At 42.4% G+C, this 20679-nt stretch carries 18 protein-coding genes; 5 read left to right on the forward strand and 13 right to left on the reverse strand.

The window, feature by feature from the left end; translation table 11 throughout:
- Positions 1-145 precede the first annotated feature (145 nt).
- The 3 genes from nrdH to nrdF all read left to right on the forward strand — a co-directional run bounded on the left by nrdH (position 146) and on the right by nrdF (position 3739).
- Positions 146-364: a glutaredoxin-like protein NrdH gene (nrdH, locus tag AC3E6G_RS05495; RefSeq protein WP_006596951.1), complete on the forward strand. Its 219-nt coding sequence runs from the start codon at positions 146-148 to the stop codon at positions 362-364.
- Positions 365-496: 132 nt separating this feature from the next.
- Positions 497-2656 carry a class 1b ribonucleoside-diphosphate reductase subunit alpha gene (gene nrdE / locus AC3E6G_RS05500; RefSeq protein ID WP_048789641.1) on the forward strand — a complete coding sequence of 720 codons (2160 nt, stop codon included), beginning with the start codon at positions 497-499 and terminating at the stop codon, positions 2654-2656.
- A gap of 123 nt (positions 2657-2779) precedes the next feature.
- On the forward strand, positions 2780-3739 hold the full coding sequence (nrdF, locus tag AC3E6G_RS05505; protein WP_490700611.1) for a class 1b ribonucleoside-diphosphate reductase subunit beta: 960 nt from the start codon (positions 2780-2782) through the stop codon (positions 3737-3739).
- Positions 3740-3889: 150 nt separating this feature from the next.
- Here the strand turns inward: nrdF and AC3E6G_RS05510 are convergent, their stop codons facing one another.
- The 13 genes from AC3E6G_RS05510 to AC3E6G_RS05570 all read right to left on the reverse strand — a co-directional run bounded on the left by AC3E6G_RS05510 (position 3890) and on the right by AC3E6G_RS05570 (position 18958).
- Positions 3890-4546 (reverse strand): CPBP family intramembrane glutamic endopeptidase, encoded by a 657-nt coding sequence (locus tag AC3E6G_RS05510; RefSeq protein WP_048717184.1) that lies wholly within the window; start codon positions 4544-4546, stop codon positions 3890-3892.
- Between the two features lie 280 nt (positions 4547-4826).
- Positions 4827-7445, reverse strand: coding sequence for an alanine--tRNA ligase (alaS, locus tag AC3E6G_RS05515; RefSeq protein ID WP_490700612.1), 2619 nt, complete (start codon positions 7443-7445; stop codon positions 4827-4829).
- A 36-nt stretch (positions 7446-7481) separates the two neighbouring features.
- Positions 7482-7964, reverse strand: a complete 483-nt coding sequence (locus AC3E6G_RS05520; protein WP_490700613.1) for an LURP-one-related/scramblase family protein — start codon at positions 7962-7964, stop codon at positions 7482-7484.
- Between the two features lie 291 nt (positions 7965-8255).
- Positions 8256-9197 (reverse strand): peptidylprolyl isomerase PrsA, encoded by a 942-nt coding sequence (gene prsA / locus AC3E6G_RS05525; protein ID WP_490700614.1) that lies wholly within the window; start codon positions 9195-9197, stop codon positions 8256-8258.
- A 77-nt stretch (positions 9198-9274) separates the two neighbouring features.
- A complete protein-coding gene (locus AC3E6G_RS05530) occupies positions 9275-9988 on the reverse strand; it encodes an O-methyltransferase (RefSeq protein WP_490700615.1) in 714 nt (237 codons plus the stop codon).
- A 1-nt stretch (position 9989) separates the two neighbouring features.
- Positions 9990-11792: an oligoendopeptidase F gene (gene pepF, locus AC3E6G_RS05535; RefSeq protein ID WP_490700616.1), complete on the reverse strand. Its 1803-nt coding sequence runs from the start codon at positions 11790-11792 to the stop codon at positions 9990-9992.
- 67 nt (positions 11793-11859) lie between these two features.
- The gene (locus AC3E6G_RS05540) at positions 11860-12069 is read right to left on the reverse strand and encodes a hypothetical protein (RefSeq protein ID WP_195324150.1); all 210 of its coding nucleotides are present in this window, start codon (positions 12067-12069) and stop codon (positions 11860-11862) included.
- 168 nt (positions 12070-12237) lie between these two features.
- Positions 12238-13188 (reverse strand): competence protein CoiA, encoded by a 951-nt coding sequence (locus AC3E6G_RS05545; protein WP_490700617.1) that lies wholly within the window; start codon positions 13186-13188, stop codon positions 12238-12240.
- A 166-nt stretch (positions 13189-13354) separates the two neighbouring features.
- Entirely contained in the window at positions 13355-13909 is a 555-nt protein-coding gene (locus AC3E6G_RS05550) for a hypothetical protein (RefSeq protein ID WP_490700618.1), read from the reverse strand.
- A 293-nt stretch (positions 13910-14202) separates the two neighbouring features.
- Positions 14203-15492 (reverse strand): D-alanyl-D-alanine carboxypeptidase family protein, encoded by a 1290-nt coding sequence (locus AC3E6G_RS05555; RefSeq protein ID WP_490700619.1) that lies wholly within the window; start codon positions 15490-15492, stop codon positions 14203-14205.
- 83 nt (positions 15493-15575) lie between these two features.
- Positions 15576-16739 (reverse strand): MFS transporter, encoded by a 1164-nt coding sequence (locus tag AC3E6G_RS05560; RefSeq protein ID WP_485789244.1) that lies wholly within the window; start codon positions 16737-16739, stop codon positions 15576-15578.
- Between the two features lie 72 nt (positions 16740-16811).
- Complete coding sequence (locus tag AC3E6G_RS05565; RefSeq protein ID WP_490700620.1) at positions 16812-18149, reverse strand: DUF1958 domain-containing protein; 1338 nt, start codon at positions 18147-18149, stop codon at positions 16812-16814.
- Between the two features lie 107 nt (positions 18150-18256).
- The gene (locus AC3E6G_RS05570; protein WP_490700621.1) at positions 18257-18958 is read right to left on the reverse strand and encodes a glucosamine-6-phosphate deaminase; all 702 of its coding nucleotides are present in this window, start codon (positions 18956-18958) and stop codon (positions 18257-18259) included.
- A 203-nt stretch (positions 18959-19161) separates the two neighbouring features.
- On the opposite strand from AC3E6G_RS05570, the gene queA reads away from it, so the two are divergent.
- Positions 19162-20190: a tRNA preQ1(34) S-adenosylmethionine ribosyltransferase-isomerase QueA gene (gene queA, locus AC3E6G_RS05575; protein ID WP_061563762.1), complete on the forward strand. Its 1029-nt coding sequence runs from the start codon at positions 19162-19164 to the stop codon at positions 20188-20190.
- Positions 20191-20202: 12 nt separating this feature from the next.
- The gene (locus AC3E6G_RS05580; RefSeq protein WP_048689219.1) at positions 20203-20673 is read left to right on the forward strand and encodes an arginine repressor; all 471 of its coding nucleotides are present in this window, start codon (positions 20203-20205) and stop codon (positions 20671-20673) included.
- Positions 20674-20679: the final 6 nt, after the last annotated feature.

Here is a 20679-nt window from a genome sequence, read left to right on the forward strand (position 1 = left end):
ACTAATTCTTACAATACTACATATTGTGGTATACTCCGATATAGTTAATTTACGTGCACAATATTTAGTTAAAACTCTTGACAAGGAAAAACCTTTTGTTTATACTAGATACAGATTTATGAATTTAGAGGAGTTAGATCACATTATGGTGACAATTTATTCAAAAAATAATTGCGTTCAATGTAAAATGACCAAACGTTTTTTAGATACCAATCACGTTGAATACCGTGAAATTAATCTAGATGAGCAACCTGAGTTTGTAGACCATGTGAAGAACCTTGGTTTCAACGCTGCACCAGTTATCCAAACGGCAGATGAAGTCTTCTCTGGCTTCCAACCAGCTAAGCTCAAGAAATTATCTTAAAACTATCAAACAGGATCTGATTGGTCTAGGGAATGGATTACTGTAGTTCTCGACTACAGTGTTCCCCTAGCCCTTTTACTTGTACAGGGGAGCTTGCCTCCCCTTTGTTTTTGAATTAGAAAAAGGAACATTATGGGATTAAAATCACTTGAAGACGTAACCTACTTCCGTCTTAATAATGAAATCAACCGTCCAGTTAACGGTCAAATCATGCTTCATAAAGATAAAGAAGCCTTGGATGCTTTCTTCAAAGAAAATGTTGTGCCAAATACCATGGCCTTTGATTCAATAACGGATAAAATCAACTACCTTATTGAACACAACTATATCGAAACAGCCTTCATTCAGAAGTACCGTCCTGAATTTTTGGAAGAATTGGCCCAATTTATCAAAGATCAAAACTTCCAATTCAAGTCCTTCATGGCTGCCTATAAATTCTATAACCAGTATGCTCTGAAAACAAATGATGGAGAGTACTATCTCGAAAGTATGGAAGACCGCGTCTTCTTCAATGCTCTCTACTTTGCGGATGGAAATGAAGAAATTGCTAAAGACATCGCAAATGAAATCATCCACCAGCGCTACCAACCAGCTACTCCTTCTTTCTTGAATGCTGGACGTGCCCGCCGTGGGGAATTGGTTTCTTGTTTCTTGATCCAGGTAACTGATGATATGAATGCGATCGGACGCTCTATCAACTCGGCCCTCCAACTTTCACGTATCGGTGGTGGGGTTGGAATCTCCCTCAGCAATCTTCGCGAAGCTGGTGCACCAATCAAGGGCTATGAAGGAGCTGCTTCTGGGGTCGTGCCAGTCATGAAACTCTTCGAAGATAGCTTCTCTTACTCTAACCAATTGGGACAACGCCAAGGGGCTGGTGTAGTTTACCTCAATGTCTTCCACCCAGATATCATCTCCTTCCTTTCTACTAAGAAGGAAAATGCCGATGAAAAAGTTCGTGTTAAGACCCTTTCACTTGGTGTCGTCGTGCCAGACAAGTTCTACGAGTTGGCTCGTAAGAATGAAGAAATGTACCTCTTCAGCCCTTACTCTGTAGAGCGTGAATACGGAGTGCCATTTAACTACATCGACATCACTGAAAAATACGATGAGTTGGTTGCTAATCCGAACATCCGCAAGACAAAAATTAAGGCCCGTGATTTGGAAACTGAAATTTCTAAATTGCAACAAGAATCTGGTTACCCATATGTAGTTAACATCGATACTGCTAACCGGGCAAACCCTATTGATGGAAAGATCATCATGAGTAACTTGTGTTCAGAGATCCTCCAGGTTCAAGAGCCAAGCTTGATTAACGATGCTCAAGAATTCATTAAAATGGGGACTGACGTCTCATGTAACCTTGGTTCAACCAACGTGGTTAACATGATGACTTCACCTGATTTTGGTCGTTCGATTCGTGCCATGGTTCGTGCTTTGACCTTCGTTACAGATAGCTCTCATATCGTTGCTGTTCCAACAATTGACCACGGAAATAGCCAAGCTCATACCTTTGGTCTTGGAGCCATGGGACTTCACAGCTACCTTGCCCAACAATTGATCGAGTATGGATCACCTGAATCTGTTGAGTTTACGAGCATCTACTTCATGCTCATGAACTACTGGACTCTCGTCGAATCAAACAACATCGCACGTGAACGGGGCGTTACCTTCCACAACTTTGAAAAATCAGACTATGCCAACGGTAGCTACTTTGATAAGTACACGACCGGAGAGTTTGTTCCAAAATCTGATCGCGTCAAAGAACTCTTTAAGGATATCTTCATTCCTAGTGCAGAAGACTGGGCTGAACTCCGCGATAAAGTCAAGGCAGATGGTCTTTACCACCAAAACCGCTTGGCTGTCGCACCAAATGGTTCTATCAGCTACATCAATGACGTATCTGCTTCTATCCACCCAATCACACAACGGATTGAAGAACGCCAAGAGAAGAAAATCGGTAAGATCTACTACCCTGCTGCTGGTTTGTCAACAGAAACCATTCCTTACTACACTTCTGCCTACGACATGGATATGCGAAAAGTCATCGACGTCTATGCTGCTGCAACTGAGCACGTAGACCAAGGACTTTCACTCACGCTCTTCATGCGTAGTGATATTCCAAAAGGGCTTTACGAATGGAAAACTGAAAACAAACAAACCACTCGTGACTTGTCTATCCTTCGCAACTACGCCTTTAACAAGGGAATCAAGTCTATCTACTACGTCCGTACCTTTACCGATGATGGTGGAGAAGTTGGCGCGAACCAATGTGAAAGCTGTGTCATCTAAGACACTCTGATCCATTGCTACCAAAAAGTCGGTTCGCCGACTTTTTGTGCGGTATTCTAACAATTGTGTTAGAATAATAATGATTGTATGATCGAATGAATTAGAAAAAGAAAGAGATTTCAAATGGAAACTTACTACAAAGCCATTAACTGGAATGCCATCGAGGATGTCATCGATAAATCTACTTGGGAAAAGCTAACCGAACAATTCTGGTTGGATACACGTATTCCTTTGTCAAACGACTTGGACGACTGGAGAAAGCTGTCTAACAAGGAAAAAGACCTTGTTGGTAAAGTTTTTGGAGGTTTAACCCTTCTCGATACCATGCAGTCTGAAACGGGTGTGGAAGCCCTTCGTGCGGATATTCGTACTCCTCATGAAGAAGCTGTCTTTAACAACATCCAATTCATGGAATCTGTCCATGCTAAGTCTTACTCTTCTATCTTTTCTACCTTGAATACCAAGTCAGAAATCGAAGAGATTTTCGAATGGACCAATACCAATCCCTTCCTTCAAAAGAAGGCAGAAATCATCAACGAGATCTACCTCAATGGCACTCCTCTAGAAAAGAAAGTAGCCAGCGTCTTCCTTGAAACCTTCCTCTTCTACTCTGGTTTCTTCACACCGCTCTACTATCTTGGAAACAACAAATTGGCCAACGTGGCAGAAATCATCAAGTTGATCATTCGGGACGAATCTGTTCACGGAACCTATATCGGCTACAAGTTCCAACTTGGATTTAACGAATTACCAGAAGACGAACAAGAAAAACTTAAAGAATGGATGTATGACTTGCTCTACACCCTCTATGAAAACGAAGAAGGCTATACAGAGAGCCTCTATGACGGTGTAGGTTGGACAGAGGAAGTCAAGACCTTCCTTCGCTACAATGCTAACAAAGCCCTCATGAATTTGGGACAAGATCCCCTTTTCCCTGACTCAGCGGATGATGTCAACCCAATCGTCATGAACGGGATCTCAACCGGTACATCCAACCACGACTTCTTCTCTCAAGTCGGAAATGGTTATCTTCTCGGTGAAGTAGAAGCCATGCAGGATGACGATTACAACTATGGCCTATAAGACAAAAACCTTTCCAGATGGAAAGGTTTTTTTGTTTTTTTATGCTAAAAATTAGCCTTGCTGCAGAAGAAACTATCTCAAATAAACAAATCAGTCCTTTTCAGATTTGGAAAGGGCTGATTTGGTAGGTATGTTAGTCCCCATTCTTCTTTATTGAAGCAAGAAGATAAGGAGAGAAGCGATCAGGTTATTTGCTATATGCAGGGCAATGGCATAACGAATATCTTCCTTAGTCAGATACGCTAAAGCGAAAATTGAACCCATTATAAAGTAAATTAGAAATTGCCCTAGACTAGACGGAAGATGGAGAAAAGAAAATAAACTAGAAGAAAGAGCAATATAGAGCAAGGTCTGTCCTAGGGTTTCCTGCTTTGAAAATAGATACTTGGCCATTAAGCCTCTAGTTATGAATTCTTCAATAATGGGAGCAATAAAAATAATATAGAAAAAAACGAAGGCAGGAAATAACTCCAAGAAAAACTCAATACTTCTTTGATTATTAGACGATTCACCCGAGACCAAGGCTTGAAGAGCAATAAAGGCAACTAATAATCCAATGGGTAACCATATCGTGGACGTCAGTTTGGTCTTTTTAACCTCAAGTTTCCAACCCTTTTGGTACCATTTCCACAAACCAAAAATATAGAGAGCAGATACCAAAGCGAATATCAAGAGAATGAGAAGCTCGGAACCTCCCTCAACAAGAACATTCAAGCAACTAGCAAGAATCCTCGAAAATAAAATAAAATGAGAGAAGACCACCAAGGCATACAAACCAACATTTTTCCAGATACTGTTCCCCTTCATACAACACTCCTTTTTCCTTTCGATTCCTATTCCAAGTCTATTTTTTAATTCAATTATCTACTTTTGATTATTTATTATGCTGTCAAACTTAGGATTTTTATGAGGGCCTCGGACTGCACCTTCAAATCGACAATGGAGCAATATCTAAGACACTTCCTTTTTCCTATATATTTATTGTAATGTATTTATCAAAAATTACAAGTACTTCTTAAAAAGTTTTTACAAAGATTTAACAGTTTACCATACAAAAAGACCTACCCGAAGGTAGATCTCTTGTTGCTTACAATTTAGTTGCTACGGCATCCAATAATTCTTGGATTTTCGCTTGGTTGCTTCCTCCTGCCATGGCCATGTCTGGTTTACCACCACCACGTCCATCAACGATTGGAGCCAATTCTTTAACCAAGTTACCTGCGTGGATGTCTTTTGTCTTGCTGGCTACGAGAAGGTTGACCTTGTCACCGATTGCTGCGACAAGAACAAGCACGTCAGAGTAATCTTTTTGTTTCCAGTTATCCGCAAAGGTACGAAGGGCACCTGCATCTGATACAGAAACTTGACTAGCAATGTAACGGTGGCCGTTTGCTTCTTGAACATGTTTGAAGACATCACCTGCCGCTGCTGCTGCAGCTTTTTCCTTCAATTCAGCATTTTCTTTTTGCAATTGACGGAGCTGCTCTTGAAGGCCTTCAACCTTATGAGGAACTTCCTTGAGTTGAGGTGCTTTCAAGGTTGCTGCGACTGCTTTCAGTGCATCTTCTTGTTCACGATAAGCTTCGAAGGCTTCTTTACCAGTCACTGCCAAGATACGACGAGTTCCTGATCCAATCCCTTCTTCTTTGACAATCTTGAAGAGGCCAATCTCAGAAGTATTGCCAACGTGGGTACCACCACAGAGCTCCACTGAGTAGTCACCGATGGTCACAACACGGACTTCCTTACCGTATTTCTCACCAAAGAGGGCCATAGCACCCATATCTTTAGCTGTATCAATATCAGTCTCAACAGTCTTAACTGCGATCGCTTCCCAGATTTTTTCATTGACTTGCTGTTCAATAGCACGCAATTCTTCTGGAGTTACAGCTTGGAAGTGAGTGAAGTCAAAGCGAAGGAATTCCACTTCATTAAGTGAACCTGCTTGAGTTGCATGGTGGCCAAGGATATTGTGAAGAGCCGCATGGAGCAAGTGAGTGGCTGTGTGGTTCTTCATGACACGGTGACGACGATTGCTATCGATCGCCAAAGTGTATTCTTGGTTCAAAGCAAGTGGAGCATGAACTTCAACGGTATGAAGTGGTTGGCCATTTGGTGCTTTTTGAACGTCTGTTACAGTCGCTACGACATTTCCTGCAGCATCCAAGATTTGACCATGGTCCGCAACTTGTCCACCCATTTCAGCGTAGAAAGGTGTCTCTGCAAAGATAAGTGACGCAGTTCCTTCTGATACAGCTTCTACTTCAGCATTGTCAGCTACGATAGCCACCAACTTAGAAGACAATTGGCTAGCATTGTAGTTGAAGACACTTTCTACAGTGATGTTTTGAAGGGTTTCGTTTTGCATACCCATAGATCCGCCTTTGACAGCAGATGCACGCGCACGTTCTTGTTGTTCTTTCATGGCTGCTTCAAAACCTTCACGATCAACTGTCATTCCAGCTTCTTCAGCGATTTCTTCTGTCAGCTCTACTGGGAATCCGTATGTATCATAGAGTTTAAAGACATCTTGACCAGCGATAACCGTTTGGCCTTTTTCTTTCAAGTCTGCTACGATTGTTTCTGCAAAGTGTTGACCTGAGTGAAGAGTACGAGCAAATGACTCTTCTTCGCTCTTAACGATTTTTTCGATAAAGTCACGTCTTTCAAGAACTTCTGGGTAGTAGCTTTCCATGATTTTTCCAACAGTTGGAACGAGTTTGTAAAGGAAAGGCTCATTGATACCCAATTTTTGACCATGCATAGAGGCACGACGGAGGAGACGACGAAGGACATAGCCACGACCTTCATTTCCAGGAAGGGCACCATCCCCAATCGCAAATGACAGCGAACGGATGTGGTCCGCAATCACCTTGAAGCTCATGTTGTCGTCATCTGGATCGTAGGTTTTACCAGACAACTTCTCAACTTCACGGATAATCGGCATGAAGAGGTCTGTTTCAAAGTTTGTCTTAGCCCCTTGGATAACCGCCACCAAACGCTCTAAACCAGCGCCCGTATCAATGTTCTTGTGTGGCAATTCCTTGTACTCGCTACGAGGAACCGCTGGGTCTGCATTAAATTGTGACAAGACAATGTTCCAGATTTCGATGTAACGGTCGTTTTCGATATCTTCTGCAAGAAGGCGAATACCGATGTTTTCTGGGTCAAATGCTTCTCCACGGTCAAAGAAGATTTCTGTATCTGGTCCAGAAGGTCCAGCACCGATTTCCCAGAAGTTGTCTTCGATTGGGATCAAGTGACTTGGGTCCACGCCCACTTCGATCCAGCGGTTGTATGAATCTGTATCAGCTGGATAGTAGGTCATGTAGAGTTTGTCTTTAGGGAAGTCAAACCACTCCGGACTTGTCAAGAGTTCATAAGCCCAGGTAATGGCTTCGTCACGGAAGTAGTCCCCGATGGAGAAGTTCCCCAACATTTCAAACATGGTGTGGTGACGAGCCGTCTTCCCTACGTTTTCGATATCGTTGGTACGGATAGCCTTTTGCGCATTGGTAATCCGTGGGTTTTCAGGGATGATAGTTCCATCAAAGTATTTCTTAAGGGTTGCGACCCCTGAGTTAATCCACAATAGGGTTGGATCGTTTACTGGAACCAAGCTAACAGATGGTTCTACTGAGTGACCTTTGGTCGCCCAGAAATCAAGCCACATTTTGCGGACTTGTGCACTAGTTAATTGTTTCATGTTTTCTCCTCTATTTATTGTTTTCTATTGATTGGCTTAGGAGCCATTTTCCATCATTTCTACATAGTCAATGGCAAGACACAAGGAAATCACCAGATTGGCATATTCCTCTTCATAGACAGAAACCTGATAAGTCGACGTCAAGGTAAAGACTTGCTTGCTAATCTCTGCAACCAGCTGGTCGCGATCATCCAATAACTTGAAATCCAAATCCCAGATATTGCCTTCGATGCGAAGTCCTAGGTTAGAAATGTCATACTTATCACGTAATAAGGTCAGTTTTTTACGGATGAAAAAACTGGAGCCATCTGCCAATTCTACAGTGAATTGGGGCAAGAGGCTAAAAGGCTTCTTCATAATATGGCTGACCTTCTGGCCTTCTACATCAAATACCGTAAAGGTCTTAGGAATCTTAAAAAATGAACCTTCTACATGGTATTCTACCATTCCCAGATCATTTTTGATGTCAAAGCGTTCCCCTCCAAGTCGAAACTTTTGTTTGACCAGATACGATTTCATCAGTTTCCTCCTGCAAATCTATAGGAAGGCCTTTCTCTTATTAGAAAGGATCTCCGGTAGAAGATGCTGAAAAAAAGACAAGCTCACTAACGAAGGGCGAAAAACCGCGGTACCACCTTCATTCAATGAACTTGTCATTCTTCATTCGATTATGTAATTGTTCTATTGAGTAGCAAAATCATTCCTCTTCCATGGCTCGCACCCCCGCCACTTCTCTGCATCCGATTCTAAATGATTTATTCTCAACTATCTCATTATACAGATAAATACAATGGTCGTCAACTAATATCCTTATTTAGAAGATGAGCTGCCTTCTGTTGTTGCACCGATATTTTGCATGTATTGGTTGAAGGTTGCCTTGAAGGCATCATCTTTCACCTTGATATTGGCATTTGTCATTGCTTTAGCAATGATGCTACGGATAAAGTTGGCATCATTTTTACGATCTGCCGTTAGAATTTCTTTCAAGCGTTTTTCGTATTTCTTCCAATCTGATCCTTTTTCTTCCTTCTTGGTTACTTTCACAATATAGTAACTACCAGCGTTGTTTTGACTAGCAGGATCAATAACGACATCTGAAATACCATTTACATCAAGCTTAGATGCTGCTTCCTTGACACGAGTTGGAACAGTTGTTGTTCCAGAGTCAAATTTGATTTCTCCACCCTTTTCTTTGGTGCTAGCATCTGTAGAATTTTCTTTGGCAATTTGTGCAAAGTCAGCGCCTTCAGCTTTTACACTTGCAAGAACTTCATTCGCTTTTTCTTCTGAATCCACTTTAATCACATTTGCAGTGATTTCTGGTGTATAGCTTTCAAAGGCTTTTTTGTAAGCTTCGTCTGTCAACTCTTTTGAAATAGCTTGGTCAACCGCATACTCTAACAAAAGATTGCTACGGATTTGTTGTTTGTTGGTTTCTTCTGTTAACCCTTGTTGAGTGAGGTAGCTCTTGAAGGCTTCACCCAATTGTTTTTTCTGCTCATCAACTTTTTTCTCAACATCTTTGTCTGAGACTTTTGAGCCGTATTCTTTTTCAAAGACTTTATTAATGGTCATTTGGAAAAGATATTGTTGTGCACCTTGGTTGTTTTTGATTTCATCATAGAAATCACTAACAGTGATCGTGTCACCCTTCATTGTGACGATATCCTTGTCACTGCCACCTTTTGCACAAGCTGCTAGCGTTACAACGGATAAAAGGGTCACCGCTCCAGCTACAAATTTTTTCTTCATCTTTATTTCTCCATTCTAAAATTCACTGCTACTATTTTACCACAAATTCAACAGGATAACTTAAATAAGTCTAAAAACTACTCTTCTTTCGGCAAAGAAATCTCTTCCTGATTTTTACGAATCATAAGAATGCCATCACCGAGCGGAATCAGACTGGCCGTCAAGCCAGGATGGTCCAAAGTGGCATCAAAGAGACGCTGCAAACCTCGATAGATGGTACGCTGTCCACGACGAACTTCCATAATATCACGCGCCACATCTCCCCCTTGGAAGATGTCGTCTAAAATCACCACTCCCCCAACTTCCAACCGTTTGAGAACTTCTGGAAGAAAGACGATGTACTTGGACTTAGCCGAATCCATAAAAATCAAGTCAAAGCGTTGCTCGATATGCTCTAGCAGATCGACCGCATCCCCTTCTAAGAGGGTGATTTGGTTACGTTGATCAAAACGAGCAAAGTTTTCCTTGGCAAAACCAATCATTTCCTCGTTGCGATCAATGGTTGTAATCCTTGCATCAGGTACTTGCTCTGCCATCAAGAGGGCCGAAAAGCCGATCGCCGTCCCAATTTCTAAGATCGACTTGGGTTGCATGGTCTGCAAAAAGAGACGAAAGAAAGCGACCGTTTCATGAGGGATGATGGGAATATTTTCCCGCCGAGCAAATTCTTCTAGCTCTTTTAAAGCATCCGTTACCGGCGCTTGGCGCTCCCGCATGAAGGAGACAATTTCCTCCTTGACAACTGGGCGGCGCATATTGTGGTTGGCATTTTTACTGTAAGACTCTACCATCTTAGGCCAATCCTAATTTTTCAACGAGAGCCTCAAATTCATTGAGACGACGTTCAAAGACTTCAAAGGCAGCATTGAGGTAGTCTTCTTTTTCCATATCCACACCCGCCTTGCGGATCACGTTGAGTGGGTAATCCGAATTTCCGGCCTTCAAATACTCTAGGTATTTGTCCTTATCTTCTTGTGTTCCATGAACGATTTTCTCAGCCAAGGCAGAGGCTGCCGCAAAACCAGTTGAATATTGGAAAACATAGTAGTCATAGTAGAAATGAGGAATACGAGCCCATTCGTATTGGATTTCTGGATTGTCTTCTTTAGAAAGGCCATAGTATTTCTCGTTCAAGTCCGCATAGAGCTCATTCAAGAATTCGCTGGTCAAAACTTGTCCTTCTTGATCTGCTTTATGAATAGCATGCTCAAACTCAGCAAACTGGGTTTGACGGAAGACTGTACCACGGAAACCATCCAAGAAGTGGTTGAGAATGGCAAAACGGGTTTCATCATCTTCTACTTCTGCCAACAATTGCTCGGTCAAGATATTTTCATTGGTTGTGGAAGCAATCTCAGCAAGGAAGATAGAATAATCTCCATAGACATAAGGTTGTGTTTCACGAGTATAGCTAGAGTGCATACTGTGGCCAGTCTCATGCACCAAGGTGAAGAGATTATCCAATGTATCTTGCCAGTTCAACAACATAAAGGCATTGGTATCATACGATCCACCTGAATAGGCACCTGAGCGTTTCCCTTGGTTGACATGGACGTCAATCCAACGTTCGGTGAAGGCGCGCTTCACGCGGGATAGGTAGTCATCTCCAAGCACCGCCAAAGCCTGCTCAGATTTGGCAAGGGCTTCTTCGTAAGTGAACTTGTAATCAGTAGAAGACAATGGTGTGTAGACATCATACATCTTCAAATCTTCAATTCCCAAGATTTTTGAGCGCAACTTCACGTAACGTTGCAAGAGTGGCAAATGCTTATTAACCGCTTCTACCAAGCTATCATACACACTCTCTGGGATAAAGTTAGCAGAAAGAGCTGCTTCACGCGCGCTAGAGAATTTGCGAACCTTAGCATTGTAATTGTGGACCTTGACGTTGGTCTGAAGGGTCTTGGCATAGGTATGTTGGTACTGTTCATAGACACCATACAAGGCTTGGTAAGCTTCCTTACGGACTTGACGATCCTTCGACTCTACCAAAGAAATATAGTTTCCATGAGTCAACTGCACTTCTTGACCTTGATCATCCTTCACCATTGGGAAGACGATATCGGCATTGTCCAAAATCTCAAAAGTTTCCCCTGCCGCAGCAAAGATTTCACCCGCTCCTGCTAGTAATTCTTCTTCTTTTTGAGAAAGAACGTGCTCTTTGGTTTTGAGCAATTTGTCAAAGTAATGAGCATAAGCTTCTAAGGCAGGGACTTCTTTCAAGAAGTTGGCATATTGCTCTTCGGTGATCTCCATAAATTCTGGTTCGTAGAAGGCAAAGGTCTCCCCTAAAAGGCTGTATAGAGACATGGCTTTTGATTGGAATTCTTGGTATTTGGCTACGCGTGTATCCTGGTCATTCTTCATATGGGCGTAGACATAGACCTTCTCCAAACGACGGCTCAAGTCCAAATAAACTTCTGTGGTTTCTAATAGGTTGGCTGGAGAAGACAATAAAGAGCCTGCAAAATGGGTAGCATCTTTAATCGCTGCAGCTAAAGCAGTTGCTTCTTCTTCCCAAGCTTGGTCTGTCGCAAAAATGGTCGACAAATCCCATTGGTATTTTTCATCAATTTCATTTCGTTGTTTTACCATTACAAAAATCCTCCAATGCTTCTATTTTATCATAAAAAGCACCTAGATTATTATCTAAGCACTTCTTTTATACAAAATAGACTTCTTGACCTTCCGTCAACGTTTCTGTTTTTGAAATCAAGACTTCCGAAAAAATATTTGTCGGAACTCCCTCAACTTTATAGTAATGTTTAAAATCAACGGTCAAAAACTTGCCTACCACTCCAGATTTAGGGACATTTTCATCTAAATTGATAGACGTCCCAAAAGGTAACTGCAAAATATGTTTAATCTTCATATTTTTTCAATTCCTCCTTCCAATACTTCAGATTCTTCTTTGTTTGTTCGCTTTCGTTTCTAGGTATATTATACTTCTTTTCTACCGAAAATAAATAGTTTTGCGCGTCTATTTCAGCTTTTATTCTGCTGAAATATTACCATTTGGGGGTATTTGATTCACGGAAATTTAAGCTTTCCCATTCTGATAAAAACGAGGTGAATAAAGAGTCTGCGTCGCTTTCATTCCAGTTGAACGATAGTAGGTCATAAAGTCCTGGTAATAGCTTCGCCAATCTCCCCTAATCTGGATAAAATGGGAAGACTTCAGTGGCCGACAAAGGGGATAAAAGGCTTCCAAGTCCAATTCCAGGAGATGCTTTCCTTTCAGATAGAGTTGTTCCTGAAGGGCCATCCATTTAGGATGACGGTAATATAGCTTTTGACGAAGATGGTCCTTAAACTGTCTGTCTAGAGGGACTGTCATTTGTTGCAAGCTCTGTTGAGCATAAGGCGTCCGCAAAACTTCTAACAGATTACCTCCATAAAAAGGAAAATGTTGAGTCCGATAATGAAGACGCCCTCGTAAGTCTTGATGAATGAGATAGTGGAGTCGAACTTCCTGCTTCTCAAGGTCCAACTCCCAGAGATGAAAGCCCCTATTTTGACTAAAATAGACAAAACCTTCTTGCAGAGCTGATAGACTTTTCTTGAGCCATAAGTTCTTCCCTAACAACCAATAGACCTGATAGCCATGCTTGCGATAGGCATCGCTCCGTTCTTTTAAACGCTCCATAGACAAGGAACTACATTGCACTTCTAAGGCAATCTTTTGATCCGGAAGGAGAACATCCGCAATCTGTTGGAAAGCCTGCAGAGGACTTTCCACTTCAGCATTAGAGTTTTGCTTGGCCCATTGATAAATCCCCAATTTCAACTCCAAATGCTCTGGACTCTCCGTCTCATGATGAAAGGGGCAATCCTCTAGGCTAATGTGAGCAAAATGAGGACGCATCACGGGCCCTTTCTTTAAGCGGACTTCCTTTCCACACAAGAGACAGAAAAAAGGGCCCTCCTTTTTCATCGGGATCTTCTCCAAACAATTCCAACGCTGCTGTTTTGCATCTTTCGCAATAAACATGTCATCACCTCCACTTATATAATTCGTAACCGAAGACACTTATGAAGACACTTATATAGTAGAGCAAGAAAAAAAGGAGACAAGCTCCTTGTTTAGATATGATCATTCTTACATGTAAAGCGACTGCTCATCCATCCTAGACGAGACGTTTAAAAACATCCCTCGCTTATTGATCTGACTCACTCGAATTCTCGTCTGATGCCAGATTTGGAGTTTCCGATGATGGAGCGGTCCCATTTTCAGATGCTTCAGCTTGTTTTCGAGCCGTTTCAAATTTTTCAACAATGGTTGCACGAGTAGTTTCCGGAACTTCGGTATCTTCGGACCCTATCGTATCCATAGATTCATTAAAGCGGGCCTTGCTCGTTTCCATTTTCTCTTTCAAATCTTTCAGATAGGTCTCATAGGTCTCTTTAGCTGAGCCCGTCAGTGATGCTCCTGCTTCCTCTGAATGAGCAACGGTTCGGTCCATCATTAAAGCATAGAGCGCTTTAAAGTCTCCAACAGTTCTAGCATTTTCAAGTTCCTCATCTGTATACAAGACAAAAGGAGACTCTGAGGATCCTTTCAAGCTGGTCACTTTCTTGCCCTGAGAGGAGGTTGAAGACTGGCGTGTTTCCTTTACAGACTTTTCACTGGACGAGGTCCCTTCTTGATTCGAGCAGGCTACTAGCCCCATCACTCCCAGTAAAGCAAACGTCGATAATAGTATTTTTTTCATTCACTCTCTCCTTTTTAACCTTCCACTACCATTTTAGCATCAAGCTCGGGAGTTTTGGAGCCTTAGATCCAAAACTAATTGAACACGGGCTGCGGATTGTGTCAAAAAGATAAGTTCTCCTAGAATCCAAAGATTCTGCGTCAAACTTCCTATTTTGACTTTATCCGCAGACGCCCTTTATATCTTAATTAGTCACGGAACTTCTTCGAAGTTCCATGATGTCCGTACTCACCTATGGAAGTTTCTAGGAATATTATTTCTTTAATTTAAGATTTCCAAATACGGAAATCTTTTTATTTTCTCTTATATCTCACGTTAAAGAAAACTCTTAAGAAAATGAAGGGAAGGAAGCAAAAGAGCCACATTGGATCCCAGCCTTTTTGACGACTACTCGTGGTCTTCTGATGGGGCGCTTCTACTGCGCTTACAGCTTGCGTTTGCTGAATGGACGGAGAAACAGTTTGCAAGCCATTGGCAATTTGTAGCTGGCCATTTTGAACACTGATCTCTGGATTCGTCCCTCTTTTCACTGTAGCATAGAAGGGTTTGTCTAAGTGATAGGTTTGCCCCTGAATCGTGTGATCCCCCGCCGGCAGAACCTCTTTGTACTCATAATCCTGATAGAGTCTTTCAATCAGGGCATTTCCAATGACGTGGCGCAGGCTCTCTGCAATTTCCACATCGTAATGCCCAACTCCCATAATGACTTGAACAAATCGCTGATTTCCGCGATTAACCGTCAAGGTGTAATTATAATCTGCTGTCGGACTAGAGCCGGTTTTTAGGCCATCCGCTCCCTTTAGAGAATATCTTCCACCTTCCAAGGAATAATTATAATTTTCATGGGTTTCTTCATAATCTGTCCCTTGGAAGAGGGTTATCTTGGCATTTTTAGTATAGTTGAGAATTTCAGGAAACTCATTAACTATGTGATAGGCCAAAATAGACATATCTCTTGCGGTTGTTTGGTTAATGGCATGTTGATCATAGCGGGTCGGATTATAGTAGCCATCTAGGACTGCAGTTGGGGCACCATTAGGATTGTTCCACTTGGTATTGGTCATTCCAATTTCCTGGGCCCGCTGGTTCATCAAATCCAAGAATTTATCTGGATCTCCTCCAGACACCTTATTAGCAATCATGATGGTAGCGGCACTGGATGAAGGAACGAAAATCATATTTAGGAGGGTCGATACCTTGTATTGGGCACCCGCCACAATGGGACTATTGCTCAACTTCTGATTTTGAGAAATGATCACATCCGTATCCGTCGCGGTAATCATGGTATCATAATCCAGCTGCCTTTCTTTAATAGCTCTCAGAAGAACGTAGACGGACATCAATTTAGCCATACTGCCGGAGTCACGAGGAGCATCGATATTATCGCCATAAACAATCGCTCCTGTGTGAGCATCAACGACAATATCAGCCTTGGGACGGAAAAATTCATCCACCGAAGTCCCTGATTTTTCTGTGATCGACATGATATCTTCTTGTTGATAAAGATCATCCGCCTTTGCTATCATTGGGAAACACAGGCAAGCAAGGGAAAGTGTCGCAAATAAGGCACGTTTAAACTTCATTCTCTCTCATTTCTTTCATAAACATCATCGTTCTCCATTATAGCATAAGTCCTTCTATTCACAAACTCTATTTCCTAAACTTTTTACTCCTTCGTGTTCCCAAAGAGACCTGGAGATTTTCCTTTTGGCATCTTTAAAAAGAGACTTAGTAGAAGGACGAGGACCAGGACAGCCACCAAGAAGTAACTCATCATTGAAAATCCACCGTGATCCACAAAGAAAGCTGCTAGCGGTTGCAAGAGAATGGTACCAAGATAGCGGACTCCCTGCACGAGAGCCATGGCTAAGACTAGATCTTTCTTATCCACCTGTTGGGAGATAAAACGCAAGGAGACCATGATCAAGACCATCCCCGTCGTATGCTTGGCCAAGAGGGTGACCAGCACTTTTAAGAAGACCGGGCTCGGAAGAGCATAGATGACATACTGGAGCAAGAGAATCCCCACAGGAAGCAAAATTAGGAGACGCAGGGACCAATGATCCATAAAACGGTCCGAGAAAAAGATGAGGGGCGCTTCTACTACGACAGATAGGGCAACAACCGTAGACGCTATCTGAACAGGGAGCCCACTATCCATTAAGAGAGCTGGAATATAGGTATGGCCAATATTTCCCACGCCCGACACAAGCCCCATCAGTAATAGGAAAAAGAGATAGGGTCCATTATGGAGCAGAGGCCGGATCGAGACAACTTCTTTTTGTACCCGATTGGTCTTATCAATGCGGATAGCCCCTAAAGTAAAGAAACTAAGAAGGATCGTGACCAATACACAATAGTATACAGACTGAGGGCTAAGATGAGCATAGAGCCAACCAGCTAGGTGGGCTCCAGCCGCATACCCTAGCGTCCCCCAAACGCGGATTTTTCCAAAAGCATAGGGACTCTGGGTAGCTAAAATCTCCATCATGGGAGCCGTCCCATTTAGACACAGTAATACCAAGCCATAAAAGATCGTCAACCAAAAGAAGTTAGGGGCCCAGATAAAGCCACCCACTCCTGCCATGAGGACTCCTAAGCTCAAGGTCGTGATTTTAACAATACCAAATCGTTCATTGATATAACCAAATAAGGGCTGGGTAAGCATGGATAGGAAAAAGGCTGTCGACACCAAATTAGATACCTGACTGGCTGAATACTGCTGGCCTATCAGATAGACAGAGATTAAAGTCGTAAAGAGGGCCGTCGACATGAAGTAAAAACTATATAAAAATAAATAAGCAGGATAGGAATTTCGAAATGCTTTCATAAGTTTCCTTTCAACATGAGAAATAAAAGACAATGACAAAACCCAACTGGATTTCAGTTGAGTTTTAATCGGTTATTTTTTGTAGCGATCCTGAGCCTTGCGCGCACGTTGGTTGCGATGGGCTCTTTCTAAATACAGAATCATAGCGAGAATGAAAATTGGAATCAGAATGACCAGGCTTTCAAGAGGAAAATGGAAGGATTTCTTTCTAGCTGGGGCCGTAGTACTTTGGGAATCCGATTGACTCACCACTGCCCCTTCTTTGACTGGAAGTCCATCAGAAATCTTTTCTGATAGGGTCATCAAGCCTGAATCTGCCTCAACCTGTCCATCTTTGACAACGAGTTTTGGATTCTCTTCTCCCTTTTTGACCGTGGCATAGAAAGGTTGATCCAGTGTGTAGGTCTTTCCATCGATCGTCTGAACACCCTTGTCCAACAACTTCTTATAACGATAATCTGCAAAAGCCTTTTCGATCAAGGCATTGCCAAATGGATGTCGATAGTATTCACCATCCTGGTCGGACCAATCACCAACTCCCATGACTACGGAGATAATTCGTTGCTCCCCCCGTTTAGCGGTTGCGATATAGTTAAAAGCACCACGTGGACTCGAACCTGTCTTCAGACCATCTACTCCTTCAAGAGCATATCTAGCTCCTGGCAAGGAATAGTTATAGGTATCAAAAGTCTCCTCATAAGGCGTTCCTTGTTTCACGGTCACCTTAGCCTGATTGGTATAACTAAGGATCTCTGGATATTCTTTCACGAAATGATAGACGAGAATCGCCAAATCTCTTGCAGTTGTCTGGTTGGCCGCATCATTTGGATAGTTATAACTGGTATACAAACCTCGGAAGGTTGAAATGGCCGCTCCACTAGGATTGTTCCAAATGGTATTGGTCATCCCCAACTCCTTGGACTTTTCGTTCATCCGCTGAATAAAAGCGTCAGAATCGTGGTTAGAAAGGAGATTGGCCAACATAATCGTAGCCACATTGGAGGATGGAACAGCCGTCATGGTAATCAATTCAGAGACTGTATAATCCACTCCTGCAACAATGTTATTGTTGGAAATCTCATAGATTTTTGACATGGATTGATCCGCAGCCGTTGCAGTGACAACCGTATCTTTGGTAATCTTCCCCTCTTTCATGGTTTCGAAGAGCAGATACAGAGTCATAAGCTTACTCATACTTGCTGGATCCCGCACTTCATCAATATTATCTCTCCACAAAACATCCCCTGTATTCGCATCGATGACGAGAGAGGACCTTGGTCGATTATAGGCTTGCACATGATCATTGGGATACATTTTTTGCGCCATATCCACTAGCTCATCCGCTACGATTGACAGAGGTCGGAGTAGAGATAGGACGACGATTCCTAAAACGAGCAACTTCTTTTTCAAAATATATTTTCCTCAAATATAGAATTTTATCTTATTGTACCATACTTCACTCTATAAAAAAACCTATCTTTCAGGATATTTCAGATAGGTCTCTCTTTTTCAACTGGTTACAGTAAGCTCAAGGCTGCTTGGTCAGCAATAATCACGACATCTGGATGACCTTGAAGGGCACTCGCTGGTAAACTCTCTGTTTTTGGACCATTAACCATTCCTGCAATCGCTTCTGCTTTTGATTCTCCATAGGCAAAGAGAATGATAGACTTGGCAGCAAGAATGTTCGCAATCCCCATGGAGATGGCTTGAGTTGGAACATCTTCAATTTTTTCAAAGAAGCGAGAGTTGGCTTCAATCGTTGATTGATCCAAATGGACCAAATGCGTTTGGCTGTCAAATGGCGTGCCTGGTTCGTTAAAACCAATGTGGCCGTTGCGACCGATCCCTAGAATTTGCAGATCTACTGGATGTTGGGCCAAAATTTCATTGTAATGAGCTGTTTCTTCTTCTGCAGTATCTTCGTTTCCTTTTGGAAGATAGCTAACTTTAAACGGTTTCTCATTGAATAAATTTTCCTGCATAAAGTAACGATAGGATTGAGGATCTTCTCCCGTCAAGCCGACATACTCATCCAAGTTGACACTGACCATGTCTGAGAAATCCAGGTCACTCTCCCGAATCAATTTATAAAACTCAAGTGGACTGCTTCCAGTCGCAAGCCCCAGAGTTTTGGCACCCTGCTCTAACTTTTCTTTTAGCAGGTCAAAAGCAACCTGCCCTCCTTCGACTTGATTGGCTACTTCAATAACTTTCATGATAAATCCTCCGCTTATTTCTTATATTCATTATATGGTATAGACCAATTTTTGTCAAGCGCTTTCTTGATGTTAGAAAATGATTTTTTACCTTCATCCCCTTAAAATTCAGCTAGTGATTTCCTTTGTTTCACTCTTATTTCATGATATAATGGGGAAGGTTAAATGTAAGAAATAGAAGAATTTAGATACAAGGAGAGAACATGAACACGAATGACTTTGATTTCCACCTCCCCGAGGAGTTAATTGCGCAAACCCCACTAGAGAAGCGCGATGCCTCAAAACTACTAATCCTCAATCGACAAACGGGTCAGATGGAAGACCAGCATTTTGACGCCATTATCAATGAATTAGAACCAGGGGATGCTTTGGTTATGAACAATACCCGTGTCCTTCCAGCTCGTCTCCATGGGGTCAAACCGGATACAGGAGGGCATGTGGAGCTTCTTCTCTTAAAAAATATTGAGGGCGATCAATGGGAGGTTCTTGCTAAACCTGCCAAACGTCTCAAAGAGGGAGGGGTCGTCAGCTTTGGCGATGGACGTCTTCAAGCGACCCTAATCAAAAAGCTGGAACACGGAGGATGTATCGTAGAGTTTTCTTACCAAGGAATTTTCCTTGAAGTCTTGGAAAGTTTAGGAGAAATGCCCCTACCACCTTACATCCATGAAAAATTAGAAGATCAAGAACGTTACCAGACAGTCTATGCCAAAGAAAATGGATCTGCCGCAGCTCCGACTGCTGGCCTCCATTTCACACCTGAGCTCTTACAGAGGATCGAAGACAAAGGGGTTCACTTGGTTTATCTAACCCTTCATGTCGGACTAGGTACCTTCCGTCCTGTATCCGTCGATGATCTCGACCAACATGAAATGCATTCCGAATTTTATCAACTCTCAGAAGAAGCCGCCCAAACCCTTCGACAAGTCAAAGCAAGTGGACACCGCATCGTTGCCGTTGGGACCACTTCTATCCGAACTTTAGAAACAATTGGGAACAAGTTTAATGGAGAGTTACAAGCTGACTCTGGTTGGACCAATATCTTTATCAAACCAGGCTATCAGTGGCAGGTTGTCGACGCCTTTTCAACCAACTTCCACTTACCAAAATCAACCTTAGTCATGCTCGTTTCTGCCTTCGCAGGTCGAGAACTCACTCTGGATGCTTATCAGCACGCTATCGACCAAGGCTACCGTTTCTTTAGCTTTGGAGATGCTATGTTTATCAAATAAGGAGAGCCCCTTATGAATAAGATTGAAAGTCGCCACCGCCTGATCCGGTCCATTATTTCAGAAAAGAAAATTCGAACCCAACAAGAATTGCAGGACAGCCTGGAAGCTAACGGCATCATCGTGACCCAGTCAACCCTCTCAAGAGATGTCAAATCCTTGAATCTGGTAAAAATTAACGAAGGGGATAGCTCTTATTATGCCATCAATAGCATTGCCCCATCTCGTTGGGAAAACCGACTGCGTTTTTATATGGAAGATGCCCTTGTCATGCTTCGTCCCGTCCAAAACCAAGTAGTCGTTAAAACCCTACCTGGTCTGGCCCAGTCCTTCGGAGCCATCTTAGATGCCCTTGAATTGCCACAAATTGTCGCAACCGTCTGCGGAGATGATGTCTGCCTCATCATTTGTGAAGACAATCAGGGAGCTTTGGACTGCTTTGAAAAATTGAAAGAATTCACTCCTCCCTTCTTCTTTAGCAAATAAAAGAAA

It is taken from the genome of Streptococcus sp. SCPM-O-B-23252 (M501) (assembly GCF_058200355.1).